Source organism: Streptomyces sp. LHD-70 (assembly GCF_031157275.1).
GTDB lineage: Bacteria > Actinomycetota > Actinomycetes > Streptomycetales > Streptomycetaceae > Streptomyces.
On record NZ_JAVIFW010000006.1, the window covers coordinates 262,566 to 278,766 of the forward strand.

Consider the following 16,201-nt stretch of genomic DNA (forward strand, 5'->3'; position numbering starts at 1 on the left):
GTCGAGGCGCTGCGAGGGTGTGAAAACCGGTGGAGCGACGGCGTGGTGCGCCGCTACCGTGTCCCGGTCCCCCGTCGTCTCGCGAAGGACCGGCCGTTGTACACCCTGTGAGATCTCCCGAGCGCTGAACTGTCGCGCGTCGCCGTGCAGCTCTGCTGCGCCTGTGCGCCGCGCTCCTTTTTGCTGCGGATTTCCTCACTGAAACCGGTGTACTTCTGTGCTCACCAGCTGGGCGGTCATGCCCACCTGCCTGCCTCTCGTCCGTCGCCGTTGCCACGCGTGCACGTCCGACCGCTTCCGGCCGAACGGCAAGTTCCGCGTCAACGCCCACCACAAACGCATCGACGTCTGGCTCCTCGCGCTCTGCACGACGTGCGGGGCGACGGCCGACCTCACGGTTCTGGAGCGGACCCAGGTGCGTTCCGTACGACCCGAACTCCTCGACCGCCTGCACGCCAACGACCCGTCCCTGGCCGCCGAACTGCTCCAGGACCCGGCCGTACTGCGCCGCAACCGCATCGGCCTGGACTGGGCGGGGGCGTGGCGACTCGACACCGGGGGGCCGGTTCACCTGGACCGGGAGGCCCTGGACGTCTCGGTCCGCTTCGCGGCACGGATACCGGTCCGGCCCGTACGGCTGATCGCCGAAGGCTGCGGTCTCTCGCGGGCCGAGGTGGAGCGGCTGATCTCGGAGGGGCGTGCCGTCGCGGCGGTGCGGCTGACCGGAAAGCTCTCCGGCGACTTCACGTTCACACTGAAACGCTGAGGGGTCCCCTCCGGGGGGTGGGGGCGCGGAGTGTCCGACGTGGTCCCCGTCCTCACCCCCCCAATAGCGCGAGCAACTTGTTGGCCACGTCCGCGACCGGCTGACCGACCGCGCCGCCTTCCGCTCGTACTCCGCCGCCCTGGCGCCCGAACCGCAACGGCCGCAAAAGTCCAGGTGATCACCAACGAAAGTCCACGGGCCCGAGCCGAGTCTCTGAGGGAGGCTGCGACAGGGCGTCCGGGAGGTCTCAACTCGGGAAAGACTGCCGACCAAAGCTGTATTCGATCTTGCTCACCCGAAGGAGAGTGGACTATACCTGTCGGCGTCTGCGCAGCCGTTTCACGGCAGTGGGCGTGGGGGCGGATAAGGCGGGGGAGCCGGGGAAAGGGTTCCCACCGCCCATCGTTTTCGGCCGTTCCCGACAAGAGATCGCACGACCCCAGCTTCACCACACCGCGGTGCCGGGGAGGGTCCGGTTCACCGCCTGAGTCCTGGAGAAGGCGAGGACTTGAGCATGGGATCCACTTCAGCACGCAACGGCCACGACGGCGTCGGACGCCGTGATCTGATCAAGCGCTCGGCCGCGATCGGCCTGATTTCCGTGCCCGCGATGAGCTTCCTCTCGGCCTGTGCGAGCGGGGACGGGGGCGGCGGGGAACAGGTCGACAAGGGCGAGAAGACCAAGGACAACCCCCTCGCCGTCAACGAGAGCGCACCGCTCGACTTCGTCCTCTTCGACGGCGGCTTCGGCACGCAGTACGCCGAGGACGCCATCAAGGTCTACGAGGGCAAGTTCCCCAAGGCCAAGGTGAAGTTCCAGCCCACGCAGAAGATCCAGTCCACGCTGCAGCCGCGCTTCAACGGCGGCAACCCGCCGGACCTGATCGACAACTCCGGTGCCGAGCAGATGGACATGGGCGTCCTCGTCGGCAAGGACCAGCTCGCCGACCTCACCCCGCTCCTCGACGCGCCGTCCGTCGACGATCCGTCGAAGAAGGTACGCGACACCCTCCGCCCGGGCATCGTCGAGATGGGCCAGTTCGACGGCGAGAAGGTCTGGATCATGTACTACGCGTACACGGTCTACGGCGTCTGGTACTCGCGGAAGGCGCTCGAATCGCTCGACGCCGAGTACCCGGAGACCTGGGACGACATGCTCAAGGTCTGCGCCAAGGCGAAGAAGAAGGGCATCGCGCCCTGGACGTACGCGGGCAAGCACCCGTACTACATCCCGTTCTCGCTGTACCCGATGATCGCCAAGGTCGGCGGCCGCGAGGTGCTCGACGCGATCGACAACCTGGAGCCCAACGCCTGGAAGCACCCGGCCGTCAAGGCCTGCTTCGAGGCGTACTACGAGCTCTACAAGAAGGGCTACATCCTCAAGGGCACGCCGGGCCTCGACCACATCCAGTCGCAGACCGCGTGGACCCAGGGCAAGGCGCTGTTCCTGCCCAACGGCTCCTGGGTGGAGAACGAGTCGGCGAAGACCATGCCGAAGGACTTCGACCTGGCCGTGTCCGCGCCGTCCGGCCTCGACTCGTCGGACAAGCTGCCGTTCGGCACCATGTGGGCGTCCGGCGGCGAGCCGTTCATCGTGCCGTCGAAGGCCAAGAACCCGGACGGTGCGATGGAGCAGCTGCGCATCATGCTCAGCGAGGACTCCTCGAAGAACTTCACCAAGTCCGTGAAGTCGCTGACCGCGTTCGACGGCGGCACCGACGGCATCGCGCTCACCCCGGGCCTCAAGTCGGCCGTCGCGGCCCTGGAGAAGGCCGGTGAGAACATCGTCAACCCCCGTATCCAGGACTGGTACGTGGCGCTCCAGAAGGAGAAGATCGGCGTCGGCGGCCTCGGCGAGATGATGGCGGGACGCCTCACGCCGGCCGAGGCCATCAAGAAGATCCAGGGCTACGCCGACGAGGCGGCCAAGGACGACTCGATCAAGCACTACAAGCACCAATGAGCGACGCCGGGGGCTTCGGCCGGTCCGGAGCCCCCGGTTCAGTACGCACGCCACCAGCCGGGCGCCCGGCGGTGATGGCGGCACCCGCGGGGAAGATCGGGGTCGGTAGGAATGCAACACGGTAAATACCGTTTCATCGCGGGGTTCTTGGCGGCCCCGCTCGCGCTGTACGGCGTCTTCGTGATCTGGCCGTTCGTCCAGTCCATCTTCTATTCGTTCACGGACTGGAGCGGCCTGAGCCCCGAATTCCAGATGGTGGGCTTCGACAACTTCACGAAGATGTTCTCGGACACCGTCTTCTGGAAGTCCCTCCAACACAGCCTGCTCTTCGTTCTGTTGCTGCCCCTCGTCACCCTCACGCTGGCGCTGTTCTTCGCGTTCATGCTGAACGTCGGCGGGCGGCGCAGGAAGAACGCGGCTATCGCGGGCGTGCGCGGCTCGGCCTTCTACAAGGTCGTGTACTTCTTCCCGCAGGTGCTCTCCATCGCGATCGTCGCGCTGCTCTTCCAGTTCGCGTACAACCCCAACAGCGGGGCGCTCAACTCCGGGCTGAAGGCGATCGGCCTCGGCGGTATCCAGCCGGACTGGCTCGGCGATCCCGACCTCGCTCTGTGGTGTGTCTTCGCGGTCCTCGTCTGGTGCACAGTCGGCTTCTTCGTCGTGCTGTTCTCGGCGGGTATGGCGTCCATTCCGAAGGACTACTACGAGGCGGCGCTCCTTGACGGCGCCAACCGGATCACCACGTTCTTCAAGATCACACTGCCGCTGCTCTGGGACACCGTGCAGTCCGGCTGGGCCTATATGGGAATTCTGGCGCTCGGCGCGGAGTCCTTCGCGGTGGTGCAGATCATGACCGTCGGCCCGAACGGCGGCGGTCCCGACTATTCGACGACCGTCCTCCCGCTGTACGTCTACCAGAAGGCGTTCCGCGACGGTCAGGCTGCCTATGCGACGACGATCGGTGTCGCTCTCCTCGTCGTGACGCTGCTTTTCGTGGCGATCGTGATGCGGATGGGCCGGCGCGAGCGGCTGGAGTACTGATGAAGACGACCGACACCCCGCCCGCCGACGCCACCGAGCAGCGTCCCGCCGTCACCAAGTCGACGGCCACTCCGAAGCCGCTGGAGAAGACCTCCGAGGGGAAGACCCTGAACGTCTTCTCGCACGGAATGCTCATCCTCTGGGCGTTCATGGTGGTACTGCCGCTGCTGTGGGCGGTCATGACGTCCTTCAAGGACGACAAGTCCATCTTCTCGTCGCCGTGGTCCCTGCCGGACACACTGCAATTCGAGAACTGGGCGCGCGCCTGGACCCAGGCGCACATGAGCGACTATTTCCTCAACACCCTGATCGTGGTGGGGTGTTCGCTCGTCGGCACGATGCTGCTCGGCTCGATGGCGGCGTACGTCCTGGCCCGCTTCGAATTCGTCGGGAACCGCTTCATCTACTTCCTCTTCATCGGAGGAATGAGCTTCCCGATCATTCTGGCGCTCGTGCCGCTGTTCTACGTCATGCAGAACATGTCGCTCCTGAACACGCTGCCCGGACTGATCCTCGCGTACATCGCGTACTCGCTGCCGTTCACGGTGTTCTTCATGACGTCGTTCTTCCGCACGCTGCCGAGCTCGGTGGCGGAGGCGGCATTCGTGGACGGCGCCTCGCACACCCGGACGTTCTTCCAGATCATGCTGCCGATGGCCAAGCCCGGCCTGATCAGCATCACGATCTTCAACTTCCTGGGGCAGTGGAACCAGTACATGCTGCCGACGGTGCTGAACAACGACCCGGAGAACAAGGTCCTCACGCAGGGCCTGGTCCAACTCGCCGTCAGCCAGGGCTACAAGGGCGACTGGTCCGGCCTGTTCGCGGGCCTGGTCATGGCGATGCTGCCGGTGCTTGCCGCGTACATCATCTTCCAGCGGCAGGTGGTGGCGGGGCTCACCGCGGGTGCGCTGAAGTAGTGCGGCGGCGCGTGGCGTCCCGGGACGGCGTCCGGCTCGCCTGCCGCGACTGGGGCGGTACGGGGCCGGATGTCGTACTGCTGCACGGGCTCGCGGGCCATGCGGGTGAATGGGACGCGCTGGCACGGGAGTTGAGCCCCCGTTTCCGGGTGGTCGCCTTCGACCAGCGGGGGCACGGGGCGAGCGACCGGCGCCCGGAGGACGTCTCGCGCGCGGCGTTCGTCGCCGATGTCGTGGCGGTCGCCGGGCAGCTGGGGCTCGAACGCCCGGTCCTGGTCGGCCAGTCCCTCGGCGGGCACACGGCGATGCTGGTGGCGGCGGCGCACCCCGGTCTCGTACGGGCACTGGTGCTGGTCGAGTCCGGACCCGCCCGAAACCCCCGGGGCCCCGAGGAGATCGGCGCCTGGCTGGACTCCTGGCCGACCCCGTTCCGCACGCGTGCGGCCGCCGCCCGCTTCTTCGGTGGCGGGGTGGTGGGGGAGGGCTGGGCTGCGGGCCTTGAGGAGCGGGACGACGGGCTCCATCCGCGGTTCGACCGGGACGTGCTGGTCGCCTCGCTGGCCGAGAACGCCCGCCGCTCCTTCCGCGAGGAATGGCGCCGGATCGACTGTCCGACGCTCCTCGTCCTGGCCCGGTCCAGCTTCCTGCCGTCGGACGCCGTGGACGCGATGCTGCGGGAGCGTCCTGGCGTACGCGCGCTCAGCGTGCCCGGCACCGGTCATGATCTGCACCTGGAACGGCCGGAGGTGCTGGGGGCGGTGATCACGGGCTTCTGGGGGAGTTGGACCCCTCCCCGCAAGAGCCGGAGGGGCTGAATAGTCAGCCGCTCCGGCTCCTGAGGAGGCCCGTCCGCCAGGACTTCGGGAAGGCGCAAGGAGGGGAAAGGCTAGGCGGACCTGGGGAGGCCACGTACCGCGAACACGCCCAGCGCTGCATGCAGACCGCTCGCGACCACCGCCACCACATGCAGCCCCGTGACGAACGCGGACCTGGCGTCGGACGCCAACTCCCCGCCCGCGCCCGCGAGTTGCAGCGTCTCGCCGAGCGTGCCCGCGAGCCCCGGACCGTCGAGGCGGAAGATCAGCGCGGCGAGAGAGCCGAGGAGGGCGATGCCGAGGGCGTTGCCGAGCTCGTTGCTGGTCTCGGCGATCGCCGCGGCCGACCCGGCGCGCTCGGGCGGCACCGCGGCGACGGCGGTGTCGGCGACCACGCTGAACGAGATGCCGTACCCCACCCCGGTGACGACCGTGGCCGCCACGTACCAGCCGACCCCGCCCGAAGCCCCGGTCGCGAGCAGCAGAAGCAGGCCCCCGGCGATCGTGAAGTGCACGGTGACGAGCGCGGCGCGGATGCCCGTACGGGCGACCACGGCGGGCGTCACCACGCAGGTGACCGTGAGCACCGCCGCCCCCGGCAGCGCCACGAGTGCCGCGTCCAGGACCGAGAGGCCGAGGACGGACTGCAGGTAGACGCCGCCGAGGTACGCGACCGCCGACCACGCCGCCAGCGGAAGCAGCCCGGTCACGGCGGCGATCGTGAACACCCGGTCGCGGAACAGCCGGAAGTCGATCAGCGGGTGGGCCAGGGCGAATTGGCGCCGCACGAACCACACCAGCGCGCCCACGCCGACCGCGCCGAGCGCGAGCGGGCCGACGGCGAGTCCCTCGGCGGCCGTGTGCTTCACCGCGTACACCGAGAACAGCAGACCGGCAGCGGAGAGCAGCACGCTCAGGACGTCGACGCGGTCGGTGCGCCCGCTCGGCACCTCGCGAAGCAGCAGCGGCGCCAGCAGCAGGAACAGCAGGACCACGGGCAGGTTGACCAGGAAGACCGAGCCCCACCAGAAGCCGCTGAGCAACTGCCCGCCGACCACCGGGCCGATCGCGAAGCCCGCCGCGAACGTCGCCGCGAAGATGCCGATCGCGCGCGAGCGCTGCCGGGGATCGGTGAACAGCCCGCTGAGCACGGCGAGCGCCGACGGCAGCAGGGTGGCACCGGCGACGCCCATCAACGCCCGGAAGGCGATGAGGAGTTCGGGGCTCGGGGCGAAGGCCGCGCCCGCCGAGGCCAGCCCGAACAGCGCCGCTCCGGCCCTGAGCAGCCGCAGCCGCCCGTACCGGTCACCGATCGCACCGAACGCGACGAGCAGCGAGCCGACCGCGAAGCCGTACCCGTCCAGGATCCAGAGCGCCTGGTCCGCGCTCGGCGCGAGCGCGGCCGACACCGCGGGCATCGCCAGGAACAGCACCGAGCTGTCCATCGCGACGAGCAGCACAGGGCCGAGCACGACGAGCAGCCCGAGCCAGGCGCGCGAGCCGGGAGAGGGAAGGGGGGAGAGAACGGGCGAGGGAACGGGAGAGGTGGAGACGGGAGCGGGATGCGTTGCGTTCATGCCTTGCACGATGCGGCCTCGGCACGTACGGCAGACATCCCCCTCTCGTGGGTACACCTCGTGGGTTCACCCTGAGGGCGAAGGGTCACCGCTGGACGGCAGCCAGGCCCTTCTGCAGGTCCTCGGCGTTCATCACCGGGTGGAGGTCGATCTTCGCGTTGAGCTCGTTGAGCAGCGGCTCGGCGATGCGCGGCAGCTGCGAGCTGTCCTGCATGTCGAAGACGAAGGTGCAGCAGCGACAACCCTCTTCGGGGCCGAAGTAAGCCGCCTCGGGCTTGAGGATCTCGGTCAGCTGCTGCATGAGCTTCGGGAGGGTGCCGTTCTTGTACGCCTCGTTGGAGGTCTCGGTGTCCAGTCGTGCTTTGAGCATCATCCTCATGACGCACGCTCCTCGCGTACGACGGACCGGGAGCGGCTCTGTCCGCGACCGCTGGAAGCCGGTCACGTCCCTTCGAACTCTACGCGCGCGAGCACCTCCGGAACATGCCGACGGTTCATGCCCCGACCACGGATCCCGCCGAGCCGCAGCCGGACGGCCCGCCCTACGGCACCCTGGGGGTATGAGTGCGCCGATAGTCGTCCACCCGCCGCAGGGCAGCGGAGGCCGCCGCGTCACCGTGCACGGCGAGATCCTGGGCCTGGCCCGCAACGACCGCGACCTGATCGAGTTCCTCCGGCGCACCGGCCTGGAAGAACCCGACGGTCTCGTCCTGGGCGACTCCCCGCTCATCGAATGGCGCGGCGGCCGGGCCCATGAGTACGACGCGGCGTGACCGGCCGACGGGAAGCCCGACCGCGAGCCTCTGACTCCACCGGACTGCACCGGACTGCACCGGACTGCACCGGACTCCACCGGACTCCACCTGACTGCACCTGACAGGGGCACCCACGCCCCGGCCCGCCCGCCTACGCTCGACGCCATGCAGCCGGACAGCCTAGGGGCCTACCTCAAGAACCGCCGCGACCGCGTCACGCCCTCCGACGTCGGCCTGCGCACCTACGGCACCGCCCGTCGCGTACCGGGCCTGCGCCGCGAGGAGTTGGCGCAGCTCGCCGGGGTGAGCGCCGGGTACTACACGCGGCTCGAACAAGGGCAGGCCGGCACCGCGTCCCAGCAGGTGCTCGACGCCCTCGCCGGGGTGCTGCGGCTCGACCCGACCGAGACGGCCCACCTGCACAACCTCGCCCGGCAGAGCGGCAGCCGCGGCGCCCCACGGCTCGTACGGCCCCGGCCCGAGCGGCCGCACCAGCGGGTCCTGAACCTGCTCGACGCGCTCGGCGAGGCGAGCCCGGCCGTCGTGCTCGGGCGGCGCGGCGACATCCTCGCCTGGAACCGCACCGGCCACGCCCTCGTCGCCGAACACCTCGCCTTCGATTCTCCGCAGGACCCGGCCCGCCGCCCGTCCGTGCCACGGATGTTCTTCCTCGACCCGCTCGCCCGTGAACTGCACCGCAACTGGGACGAGCTGGCCCGTATCCATGTCGCGTACCTGCGGCTGACCGCGGGCCGGTACCCCACCGACGGGCGGCTCGCCGAGCTGATCGGTGAACTGACCATGCGCAGCGCGGACTTCGCGTCCCTGTGGGCCAAGGGCGACGTCGCGGACTGCACGGTCGGGCGGATGAGCCTTCAGCACCCGACGGTCGGCGGGGTCGACGTCGACTACCAGGTGTGGCTCCAGCCCGAGAGCCCCGACCACCGCCTGGAGCTCTACACCCCGGCCGACGCCGCCTCGGCGGACGCGCTGCGACTGCTCGCGGCGCAGGTCGCGGGGGTGGGGGAAGGGCCGGGGCGACGCGCGGAGCCGGCGCCGGGCGTACCCGGCGAGGAAGCTGTCTTGTGAACCTACTTCCGTCAAGGGCTTGACGGGCATTGTCCCCGGAGGCTGAGCTTAGGGTTTACAAGTTTTACTAAGCCAGGGCCTCAGAGAAGCGGCCTCGGCAAGGGAGGTCGTCGTGGAGACTCCGGGGTCGCAGTCGTCGCTGCACCGGGCCAATCTCGAACGGGTCGTGCGGGCCGTGCGGATGGCGGGATCGCTCACCCAGGCGGAGATCGCCAGGACGACCGGCCTGTCGGCGGCCACGGTCTCCAACATCGTCCGGGAGCTCAAGGACAGCGGCACCGTCGAGGTCACACCGACCTCCGCGGGCGGCCGCCGGGCCCGCAGCGTCTCGCTCAGCGGGGACGCGGGCCTGGTCGTAGGCGTCGACTTCGGGCACACGCACCTGCGCGTCGCCATCGGCAACCTGGCCCACCAGGTGCTCGCCGAGGAGGCCGAGCCGCTTGACGTCGACGCCTCCGCCGCGCAGGGCTTCGACCGGGCCGAGGAGCTGGTCAACCGGCTGATCGAGGCGAGCGGAGTGGACCGCTCCAAGGTCGCGGGCGTCGGCCTCGGCGTGCCGGGCCCCATCGACGTGGAGACGGGCACGCTCGGCTCGACGGCCATCCTGCCGGGCTGGCAGGGCACGAACCCGGGCCAGGAGCTCGCGGGCCGCCTCGGCGTCCCGGTCTACGTCGACAACGACGCCAACCTCGGCGCGCTCGGCGAGCTGGTCTGGGGCAGCGGCCGCGGCGTGAAGGACCTCGCGTACATCAAGGTGGCGAGCGGTGTCGGCGCCGGGCTCGTCATCAACGGGCAGATCTACCGCGGCCCCGGCGGCACCGCGGGCGAGATCGGGCACATCACGCTCGACGAGTCGGGCCCGGTCTGCCGCTGCGGCAACCGCGGCTGCCTGGAGACCTTCACGGCCGCCCGGTACGTGCTGCCGCTCCTGGAGTCCAGCCACGGCTCCGGGCTGACCATGGAGAAGGTGGTCGGGCTCGCGCGCGACGGCGACCCGGGCTGCCGGCGCGTGATCGCCGACGTGGGCCGGCACATCGGCAGCGGCGTCGCCAACCTGTGCAATCTGCTCAACCCCTCGCGTGTGGTGCTCGGCGGGGACCTCGCGGACTCCGGTGAGCTGGTGCTCGGGCCGATCCGCGAGTCGGTGGGGCGGTACGCGATCCCGAGCGCGGCTCGGAAGCTCTCGGTGCTGCCGGGGGCCCTCGGCGGGCGGGCCGAGGTGCTCGGCGCCCTCGCGCTCGCGTTGAGCGAGATGGGCGACTCGACCCTTCTGGACGGCGCGATGCCCGCACCCACCCCCGCCTTCACTTAGATAACGGATGGCACCGTTGTCATCTCGTTAAGGATTTACTCCTTGACGCTGCTCTCGCGGCCGAGTTGACTTCCAGCCACCTCGGCCGCAACGACGCGGCCTCGTCAGGGAGGCACCCCTTATGAACGCAATGACGCGCCGCGTCGTCATAGGCACCGCGACGGTTTCCATGGCACTGGCGATGACCGCCTGTGGCAAGGCCGGAGAAGGCGAAGAGGGCAGCGGCGGCGACAGCAAGACCATCGGTCTGCTGCTGCCGGAGAACAAGACCACGCGTTACGAGACCTTCGACCGCCCGCTCATCGAGGGCAAGATCAAGGAGCTGTGCTCCGACTGCGAGGTCAAGTACAACAACGCGGCCCAGGACACCGAGACCCAGAAGAAGCAGTTCGAGGCGCTGCTCACCGAGGGCGTCAAGGTGATCATCCTGGACTCCGTCGACTACAAGGCCACCAAGTCCTGGGTCAAGAAGGCCAAGGACCAGGGCGTGAAGGTCGTCGCGTACGACCGCCTCGCCGAGGGCCCGCTCGACGCCTACGTGTCGTACGACAACGAGAAGATCGGCCGCCTCCAGGGCGAGGGTCTGGTCAAGGCGCTCGGCGAGGACGCCGCGGACGCCAACGTCGTGATGATCAACGGCTCGCCGACCGACCCGAACGCCCCGCTGTTCAAGAAGGGCGCCCACAGCGTCCTGGACAAGCAGGTCGGCAAGATCGTGTACGAGCAGGACATCCCGGACTGGTCGCCGGACGAGGCCAACAAGAAGATGGCCGCCGCGATCGACTCCCTCGGCAAGGACGGCTTCGACGGCGTCTACTCCGCCAACGACGGCATGGCCGGCGGCATCATCACCGCCCTCGACAAGCGCGACGTGAAGGTCCCGGTCGGCGGCCAGGACGCCGAACTCGCCGGTCTGCAGCGGATCCTGAGCGACAAGCAGTCGTTCACCATCTACAAGCAGATCAAGCCGGAGGCCGAGACCACCGCCGAGATCGCCGTCCGCCTGCTGCAGGGCAAGGACATCAAGGACCTGACGCCGACGAAGGTCGACTCCATCAGCGGCGAGTTCAAGGGCACCCCGGCGAAGCTGTACGACGCCCAGATCGTAACCAAGGCGGACATCGCCGGCACGATCCTCAAGGACAAGGTGTACAAGGCGAGCGACATCTGCACGGCCGAGTTCAAGAAGGCGTGCGCCTCCGCGGGGATCAAGTAGGGGTTGTACGGCCCGAGTTCGTCGCACCGTCGGCTCGGTTGCCCTCGATCGCCCTCCGGGCTCGTCCTCAGGCTCCCCCGGCCTTCGGCCGGGAGGTGCCCCCAGACGGGCTTGATTTGCCACCCCCCTCGTATCTCGCAAGTCCCGCCCGATCAGGCGGCGAAGGAGATGATTCACGTGTCCGCTACGCCCGTGCTGGCGTTGCGCGGAGTCTCCAAGCGGTTCGGTGCCGTGCAGGCACTCACGAACGTTCACCTGGAGATCCACCCCGGTGAGGTGGTCGCCCTGGTCGGCGACAACGGCGCCGGCAAGTCGACCCTCGTCAAGACCATTTCGGGGGTCCACCCGATCGACGACGGCGCCATCGTCTGGGAGGGGCGGCCCGTCCGCGTCAACCGGCCGCAGGACGCCCAGAACCTCGGCGTCGCGACCGTCTACCAGGACCTGGCGCTCTGCGACAACCTCGATGTCGTCGCCAACCTCTTCCTCGGCAGCGAGCTGAAGCACGGCCCGGTCCTGGACGAGATCGCCATGGAGAAGCGGGCCAAGGAGCTGCTCGACACGCTCTCCATCCGCATCCCCAGCGTCCGTATCCCGGTCGCCGCGCTCTCCGGCGGGCAGCGCCAGGTCGTCGCCATCGCCCGCGCCCTCGTCGGCGACCCGAAGGTGGTCATCCTCGACGAGCCGACCGCGGCCCTCGGCGTCGAGCAGACCGCGCAGGTCCTCGACCTGGTGGAGCGGCTGCGCGAGCGCGGCCACGCGGTGATCCTCATCAGCCACAACATGGCCGACGTGCAGGCCGTCGCCGACCGCGTCGCCGTGCTGCGCCTGGGCCGCAACAACGGCGTCTTCGACGTCGCGGGCACCTCCCACGAGGAGATCATCGCCGCCATCACCGGCGCCACGGACAACGCCGTGACCCGCCGCAACGCCCGTACGAGCAACGGCGGCGGCGAGGCCGAAGCCGGCGGCACGGACGGCACGTTCACGAAGGGGGACGCGAAGTGAGCGACCTCACCAAGAAGCCCGCGCCGGACAGCGAAAAGGCCGAACCCGTCGGCAAGGGGGCGCCCGCGGCCGAGGCCAGTGCCGCCCCCGTACCGGCCGTCGACCCCCGGCTGCTCGTCCGCGAGCAGGGCCTCAAGGGCTACTGGACGGAGTTCTCGCGGAAGATCCGCGGCGGTGAGCTGGGCTCGCTGCCCGTCGTCATCGGCCTGATCGTCATCGCGATCGTCTTCCAGGCGCAGAACGACCGGTTCCTCTCCGCGAGCAGCCTCACCAACATCGCGGTCTTCACCTCCGGCCTCGGCATCATGGCCGTCGGCATCGTCTTCGTGCTGCTGCTCGGCGAGATCGACCTGTCGGTCGGCTCGGTGGCGGGCATGGGCGCCGCGGTGTGGGCGGTCCTGAACGTCAGCAACGGCTGGGGCGACTGGGCCTCGGTCCTGGTGGCCGTCCTGTGCGGACTGCTCATCGGCGCGCTGCACGGCTTCTTCTTCGCCAAGATCGGCGTACCGGCGTTCGTCGTCACCCTCGCCGGCTTCCTCGGCTGGAGCGGTCTGCAGATCTGGCTGATGGGCAAGGAAGGCAGCATCAACACGCCCACCGGCGGCATCGTCGAGAGCCTCACCGGCTACTTCTTCGAGGACAAGGCCGCCGCGTACGGCCTGGCCCTGATCGCCATAGTCGGGTACGCCGCCTCGCTGCTCCTCGACACCAAGCGCCGCAAGAGCGCCGGGCTTCCGGCTCGCCCGGTCAGCGAGATCGTGCTGCGCACCGGCGTCGTCGCGGTCATGGTCCTCGCCGCCGCGTACGTTCTGAACGAGCTGCCCGGTTCCCGCGGACTGCCGCTCGCCCTCGTGCTGTTCCTGGCCGTCCTCGTGATCGCGGACTTCGTGGCCCGGCGCACCACGTTCGGCCGCCAGGTCTTCGCGGTCGGCGGCAGCTCGGAGGCGGCGCGCCGCGCGGGTATCAACGTCGACCGGATTCGCATCACGGTCTTCGCGATCTCCGGCATGCTCGCCGCGTTCGGCGGCCTCTTCATCGCCTCGCTCTCCGGCGGCGCGACGAAGAACCTGGGCGCGGGCAACACGTTGATGCTGGTCATCGCGGCGGCCGTCATCGGCGGTACGAGCCTCTTCGGAGGCCGCGGCAAGGTCTGGTCGGCCCTCCTCGGCATGCTCGTGCTCCAGGCCATCCAGCAGGGCCTGAACCTGCTCGGCATGGCCAGCGAGATCCAGTTCATGATCACCGGCGCGGTGCTGCTCGCGGCGGTCGTGATCGACTCGGTCTCGCGCCGCACGCAGAAGACGGCGGGACGGGCTTAGGCCGTGCCCCGAAAGGGGCGCGGGGCTGTGACATGTGCGGCTCCGCCGCGGGGCGCGACCAGCCACGACGGCCCCGCAGCCGTAAGAGCGGGGGTGCCCGGCACCGACCACCCCGGTGCCGGGCACACCCCTGTCCGCCCCGCCCCGCCGCGCGGGCGACGCAACCCGGACCGGCGCGGACGCGTCTCCTCGCATACGGTCGGGTGCGTCCCGTACGGCCCGATGGGTGAACCCACCCGGCGGCGGGCAGTGTGGGCGGAACATTAGACTCGACAGACCCGGCACAGCTCGAACAGCTCGACTCGAACAGCTTGACTCGAACAGCTCGACCGAACCACAGAACCTAGGAGGCACGGGTGGGCCTGCTGACCCGTATCAAGGGGCCGCGCGATCTGGACAGGCTCAGCCACGAGCAGCTGGACGAGCTCGCGGCAGAGATCCGTGGCTTCCTCGTCGACGCGGTCTCCAAGACCGGTGGCCACCTGGGGCCGAACCTCGGCGTGGTCGAGCTCACCATCGCCATGCACCGAGTGTTCGACTCCCCGAAGGACAAGGTCCTCTTCGACACCGGCCACCAGAGCTACGTCCACAAACTGCTCACCGGCCGCCAGGACTTCTCCAAGCTCAAGATGAAGGGCGGCCTCTCCGGCTACCCCTCGCAGGCCGAGTCCGAGCACGACGTGATCGAGAACTCGCACGCCTCCACCGTCCTCGGCTGGGCCGACGGCCTCGCCAAGGCCAACGAGCTGCGGAAGAAGGACGACCACGTGGTGGCCGTCATCGGTGACGGCGCGCTCACCGGCGGCATGGCCTGGGAGGCGCTCAACAACATCGCCGCCGCCAAGGACCGCCCGCTCGTCATCGTCGTCAACGACAACGAGCGCTCGTACGCCCCGACCATCGGCGGCCTCGCCAACCACCTGGCCACCCTGCGCACCACCGACGGCTACGAGCGCTTCCTGGCCCGCGGCAAGGACCTCCTGGAGCGCACCCCGGTCGTCGGCAGGCCGCTCTACGAGACCCTGCACGGCGCCAAGAAGGGACTGAAGGACTTCATCGCCCCGCAGGGCATGTTCGAGGACCTCGGCCTGAAGTACGTCGGCCCGATCGACGGCCACGACATCGAGGCCCTGGAGTCCGCCCTGCAGCGCGCCAAGCGCTTCGGCGGCCCGGTCATCGTGCACTGCCTCACCGAGAAGGGCCGCGGGTACAAGCCCGCCCTGGACGACGAGGCGGACCGCTTCCACGCCGTCGGCAAGATCCACCCGGACACCGGCCTGCCGATCTCGTCCTCCGGCCTCGACTGGACGTCGGTCTTCGGCGAGGAGATGGTCAAGCTCGGGCACGAGCGCGAGGACATCGTCGCGATCACCGCGGCCATGCTGCAGCCGGTCGGCCTGGACAGGTTCTCCAAGGCCTTCCCCGAGCGGGTGTACGACGTCGGCATCGCCGAGCAGCACGGCGCGGTCAGCGCCGCCGGCCTCGCGCACGGCGGACTGCACCCCGTCTTCGCCGTGTACGCGACCTTCCTCAACCGCGCCTTCGACCAGCTCCTGATGGACGTGGCCCTGCACAAGTGCGGCGTCACCTTCGTCCTGGACCGGGCCGGTGTCACCGGCACCGACGGCGCCTCGCACAACGGCATGTGGGACATGTCGATCCTGCAGTGCGTGCCCGACCTGCGCATCGCCGCCCCGCGCGACGCCGACCAGGTCCGGATGCAGCTGCGCGAGGCCGTCGCCGTCGAGGACGCCCCGACCGTGGTCCGCTTCTCCAAGGGCGCCGTCGGCCCGTCCGTCAAGGCGGTCGACACCATCGGCGGCATGGACGTGCTGCGCAAGCCGGGCACCAATCGGCCCGACGTCCTGTTGGTCTCCGTCGGTGCGCTCGCGCCGATGTGCCTGGAGATCGCCGACCTCCTGAACAAGCAGGGCATCACCACCACCGTCGTCGACCCGCGCTGGGTCAAGCCCGTCGACGAGGCCCTCGCCCCGCTCGCCGAGCAGCACCGCGTCGTCGTCACCGTCGAGGACAACTCCCGTGCGGGCGGCGTTGGTTCGGCCGTGGCGCAGGCCCTGCGGGACGCCGGTGTGGACGTACCGCTGCGTGACTTCGGCATCCCGCCGCGCTTCCTCGACCACGCCTCGCGCAAGGAAGTCATGGCCGAGATCGGTCTTACGGCACCGGACATCGCCCGCCAGGTCACCGGCCTCGTCGCCAAGCTGGACGGGCGGTACGAGAACCCGGCCGCCGAGCAGAGCACGGTGGAGCCCGCCCGAGACTGATCCGAACGGCGTACGCACACCACGAACATCGGCGCCCGCAAGGCGTCATCAGGCCCGGTCCGGCCACCTCCTACGGGTGGCCGGGCCGGGCCTTTCGTGTGAAACTCCTTGCCATTCGGGCATACCGGCACACAG

At 69.5% G+C, this 16,201-nt stretch carries 14 protein-coding genes; 12 read left to right on the top strand and 2 right to left on the bottom strand.

Annotated features, from left to right (window positions below):
• The first annotated feature begins 217 nt into the window (after nt 1-217).
• The 5 genes from RCO28_RS14140 (at nt 218) to RCO28_RS14160 (ending at nt 5,505) form a co-directional block, all read left to right on the top strand.
• Entirely contained in the window at nt 218-766 is a 549-nt protein-coding gene (locus RCO28_RS14140) for a DUF1062 domain-containing protein (protein WP_308941425.1), read from the top strand.
• A 514-nt stretch (nt 767-1,280) separates the two neighbouring features.
• Nucleotides 1,281-2,729, top strand: coding sequence for an N-acetylglucosamine/diacetylchitobiose ABC transporter substrate-binding protein (gene ngcE, locus RCO28_RS14145; protein WP_308941426.1), 1,449 nt, complete (start codon nt 1,281-1,283; stop codon nt 2,727-2,729).
• 111 nt (nt 2,730-2,840) lie between these two features.
• Entirely contained in the window at nt 2,841-3,770 is a 930-nt protein-coding gene (locus RCO28_RS14150) for a sugar ABC transporter permease (protein WP_308941427.1), read from the top strand.
• A complete protein-coding gene (locus tag RCO28_RS14155; RefSeq protein WP_308941428.1) occupies nt 3,770-4,690 on the top strand; it encodes a carbohydrate ABC transporter permease in 921 nt (306 codons plus the stop codon). Before RCO28_RS14150 ends, RCO28_RS14155 begins: the two co-directional genes overlap by 1 nt.
• An 11-nt stretch (nt 4,691-4,701) precedes the next feature.
• On the top strand, nt 4,702-5,505 hold the full coding sequence (locus RCO28_RS14160) for an alpha/beta hydrolase (RefSeq protein ID WP_308941429.1): 804 nt from the start codon (nt 4,702-4,704) through the stop codon (nt 5,503-5,505).
• Nucleotides 5,506-5,576: 71 nt separating this feature from the next.
• Here RCO28_RS14160 and RCO28_RS14165 read toward each other — a convergent pair whose 3' ends face one another.
• On the bottom strand, nt 5,577-7,082 hold the full coding sequence (locus tag RCO28_RS14165) for an MFS transporter (protein WP_374991158.1): 1,506 nt from the start codon (nt 7,080-7,082) through the stop codon (nt 5,577-5,579).
• Nucleotides 7,083-7,167: 85 nt separating this feature from the next.
• Nucleotides 7,168-7,461 carry a hypothetical protein gene (locus tag RCO28_RS14170; protein WP_308941430.1) on the bottom strand — a complete coding sequence of 98 codons (294 nt, stop codon included), beginning with the start codon at nt 7,459-7,461 and terminating at the stop codon, nt 7,168-7,170.
• Nucleotides 7,462-7,642: 181 nt separating this feature from the next.
• Between RCO28_RS14170 and RCO28_RS14175 the strand changes: the two genes are divergently transcribed.
• From RCO28_RS14175 to dxs, 7 genes are all read left to right on the top strand, one after another.
• Nucleotides 7,643-7,855: a hypothetical protein gene (locus RCO28_RS14175; protein ID WP_282535177.1), complete on the top strand. Its 213-nt coding sequence runs from the start codon at nt 7,643-7,645 to the stop codon at nt 7,853-7,855.
• Between the two features lie 147 nt (nt 7,856-8,002).
• Nucleotides 8,003-8,926, top strand: coding sequence for a helix-turn-helix transcriptional regulator (locus tag RCO28_RS14180; RefSeq protein WP_308941431.1), 924 nt, complete (start codon nt 8,003-8,005; stop codon nt 8,924-8,926).
• 112 nt (nt 8,927-9,038) lie between these two features.
• Nucleotides 9,039-10,238 carry an ROK family transcriptional regulator gene (locus tag RCO28_RS14185; RefSeq protein ID WP_308941432.1) on the top strand — a complete coding sequence of 400 codons (1,200 nt, stop codon included), beginning with the start codon at nt 9,039-9,041 and terminating at the stop codon, nt 10,236-10,238.
• Nucleotides 10,239-10,359: 121 nt separating this feature from the next.
• Nucleotides 10,360-11,454 carry a substrate-binding domain-containing protein gene (locus tag RCO28_RS14190; RefSeq protein WP_308941433.1) on the top strand — a complete coding sequence of 365 codons (1,095 nt, stop codon included), beginning with the start codon at nt 10,360-10,362 and terminating at the stop codon, nt 11,452-11,454.
• Nucleotides 11,455-11,622: 168 nt separating this feature from the next.
• On the top strand, nt 11,623-12,462 hold the full coding sequence (locus tag RCO28_RS14195) for an ATP-binding cassette domain-containing protein (RefSeq protein WP_308941434.1): 840 nt from the start codon (nt 11,623-11,625) through the stop codon (nt 12,460-12,462).
• The gene (locus RCO28_RS14200; protein ID WP_308941435.1) at nt 12,459-13,781 is read left to right on the top strand and encodes a sugar ABC transporter permease; all 1,323 of its coding nucleotides are present in this window, start codon (nt 12,459-12,461) and stop codon (nt 13,779-13,781) included. Before RCO28_RS14195 ends, RCO28_RS14200 begins: the two co-directional genes overlap by 4 nt.
• Before the next feature lie 356 nt (nt 13,782-14,137).
• A complete protein-coding gene (dxs, locus tag RCO28_RS14205) occupies nt 14,138-16,066 on the top strand; it encodes a 1-deoxy-D-xylulose-5-phosphate synthase (protein ID WP_308941436.1) in 1,929 nt (642 codons plus the stop codon).
• The last annotated feature ends 135 nt before the right edge of the window (nt 16,067-16,201 follow it).

Bases quoted from the DNA above. Each gene is read 5' to 3' on its own strand.
- RCO28_RS14155 (WP_308941428.1), top strand. From the start codon at position 3,770: ATGAAGACGACCGACACCCCGCCCGCCGACGCCACCGAGCAGCGTCCC.
- RCO28_RS14165 (WP_374991158.1), bottom strand. From the start codon at position 7,082: ATGAACGCAACGCATCCCGCTCCCGTCTCCACCTCTCCCGTTCCCTCG.
- ngcE (WP_308941426.1), top strand. From the start codon at position 1,281: ATGGGATCCACTTCAGCACGCAACGGCCACGACGGCGTCGGACGCCGT.
- RCO28_RS14180 (WP_308941431.1), top strand. From the start codon at position 8,003: ATGCAGCCGGACAGCCTAGGGGCCTACCTCAAGAACCGCCGCGACCGC.
- RCO28_RS14170 (WP_308941430.1), bottom strand. From the start codon at position 7,461: ATGAGGATGATGCTCAAAGCACGACTGGACACCGAGACCTCCAACGAG.
- RCO28_RS14195 (WP_308941434.1), top strand. From the start codon at position 11,623: ATGATTCACGTGTCCGCTACGCCCGTGCTGGCGTTGCGCGGAGTCTCC.
- RCO28_RS14175 (WP_282535177.1), top strand. From the start codon at position 7,643: ATGAGTGCGCCGATAGTCGTCCACCCGCCGCAGGGCAGCGGAGGCCGC.
- RCO28_RS14150 (WP_308941427.1), top strand. From the start codon at position 2,841: ATGCAACACGGTAAATACCGTTTCATCGCGGGGTTCTTGGCGGCCCCG.
- RCO28_RS14190 (WP_308941433.1), top strand. From the start codon at position 10,360: ATGAACGCAATGACGCGCCGCGTCGTCATAGGCACCGCGACGGTTTCC.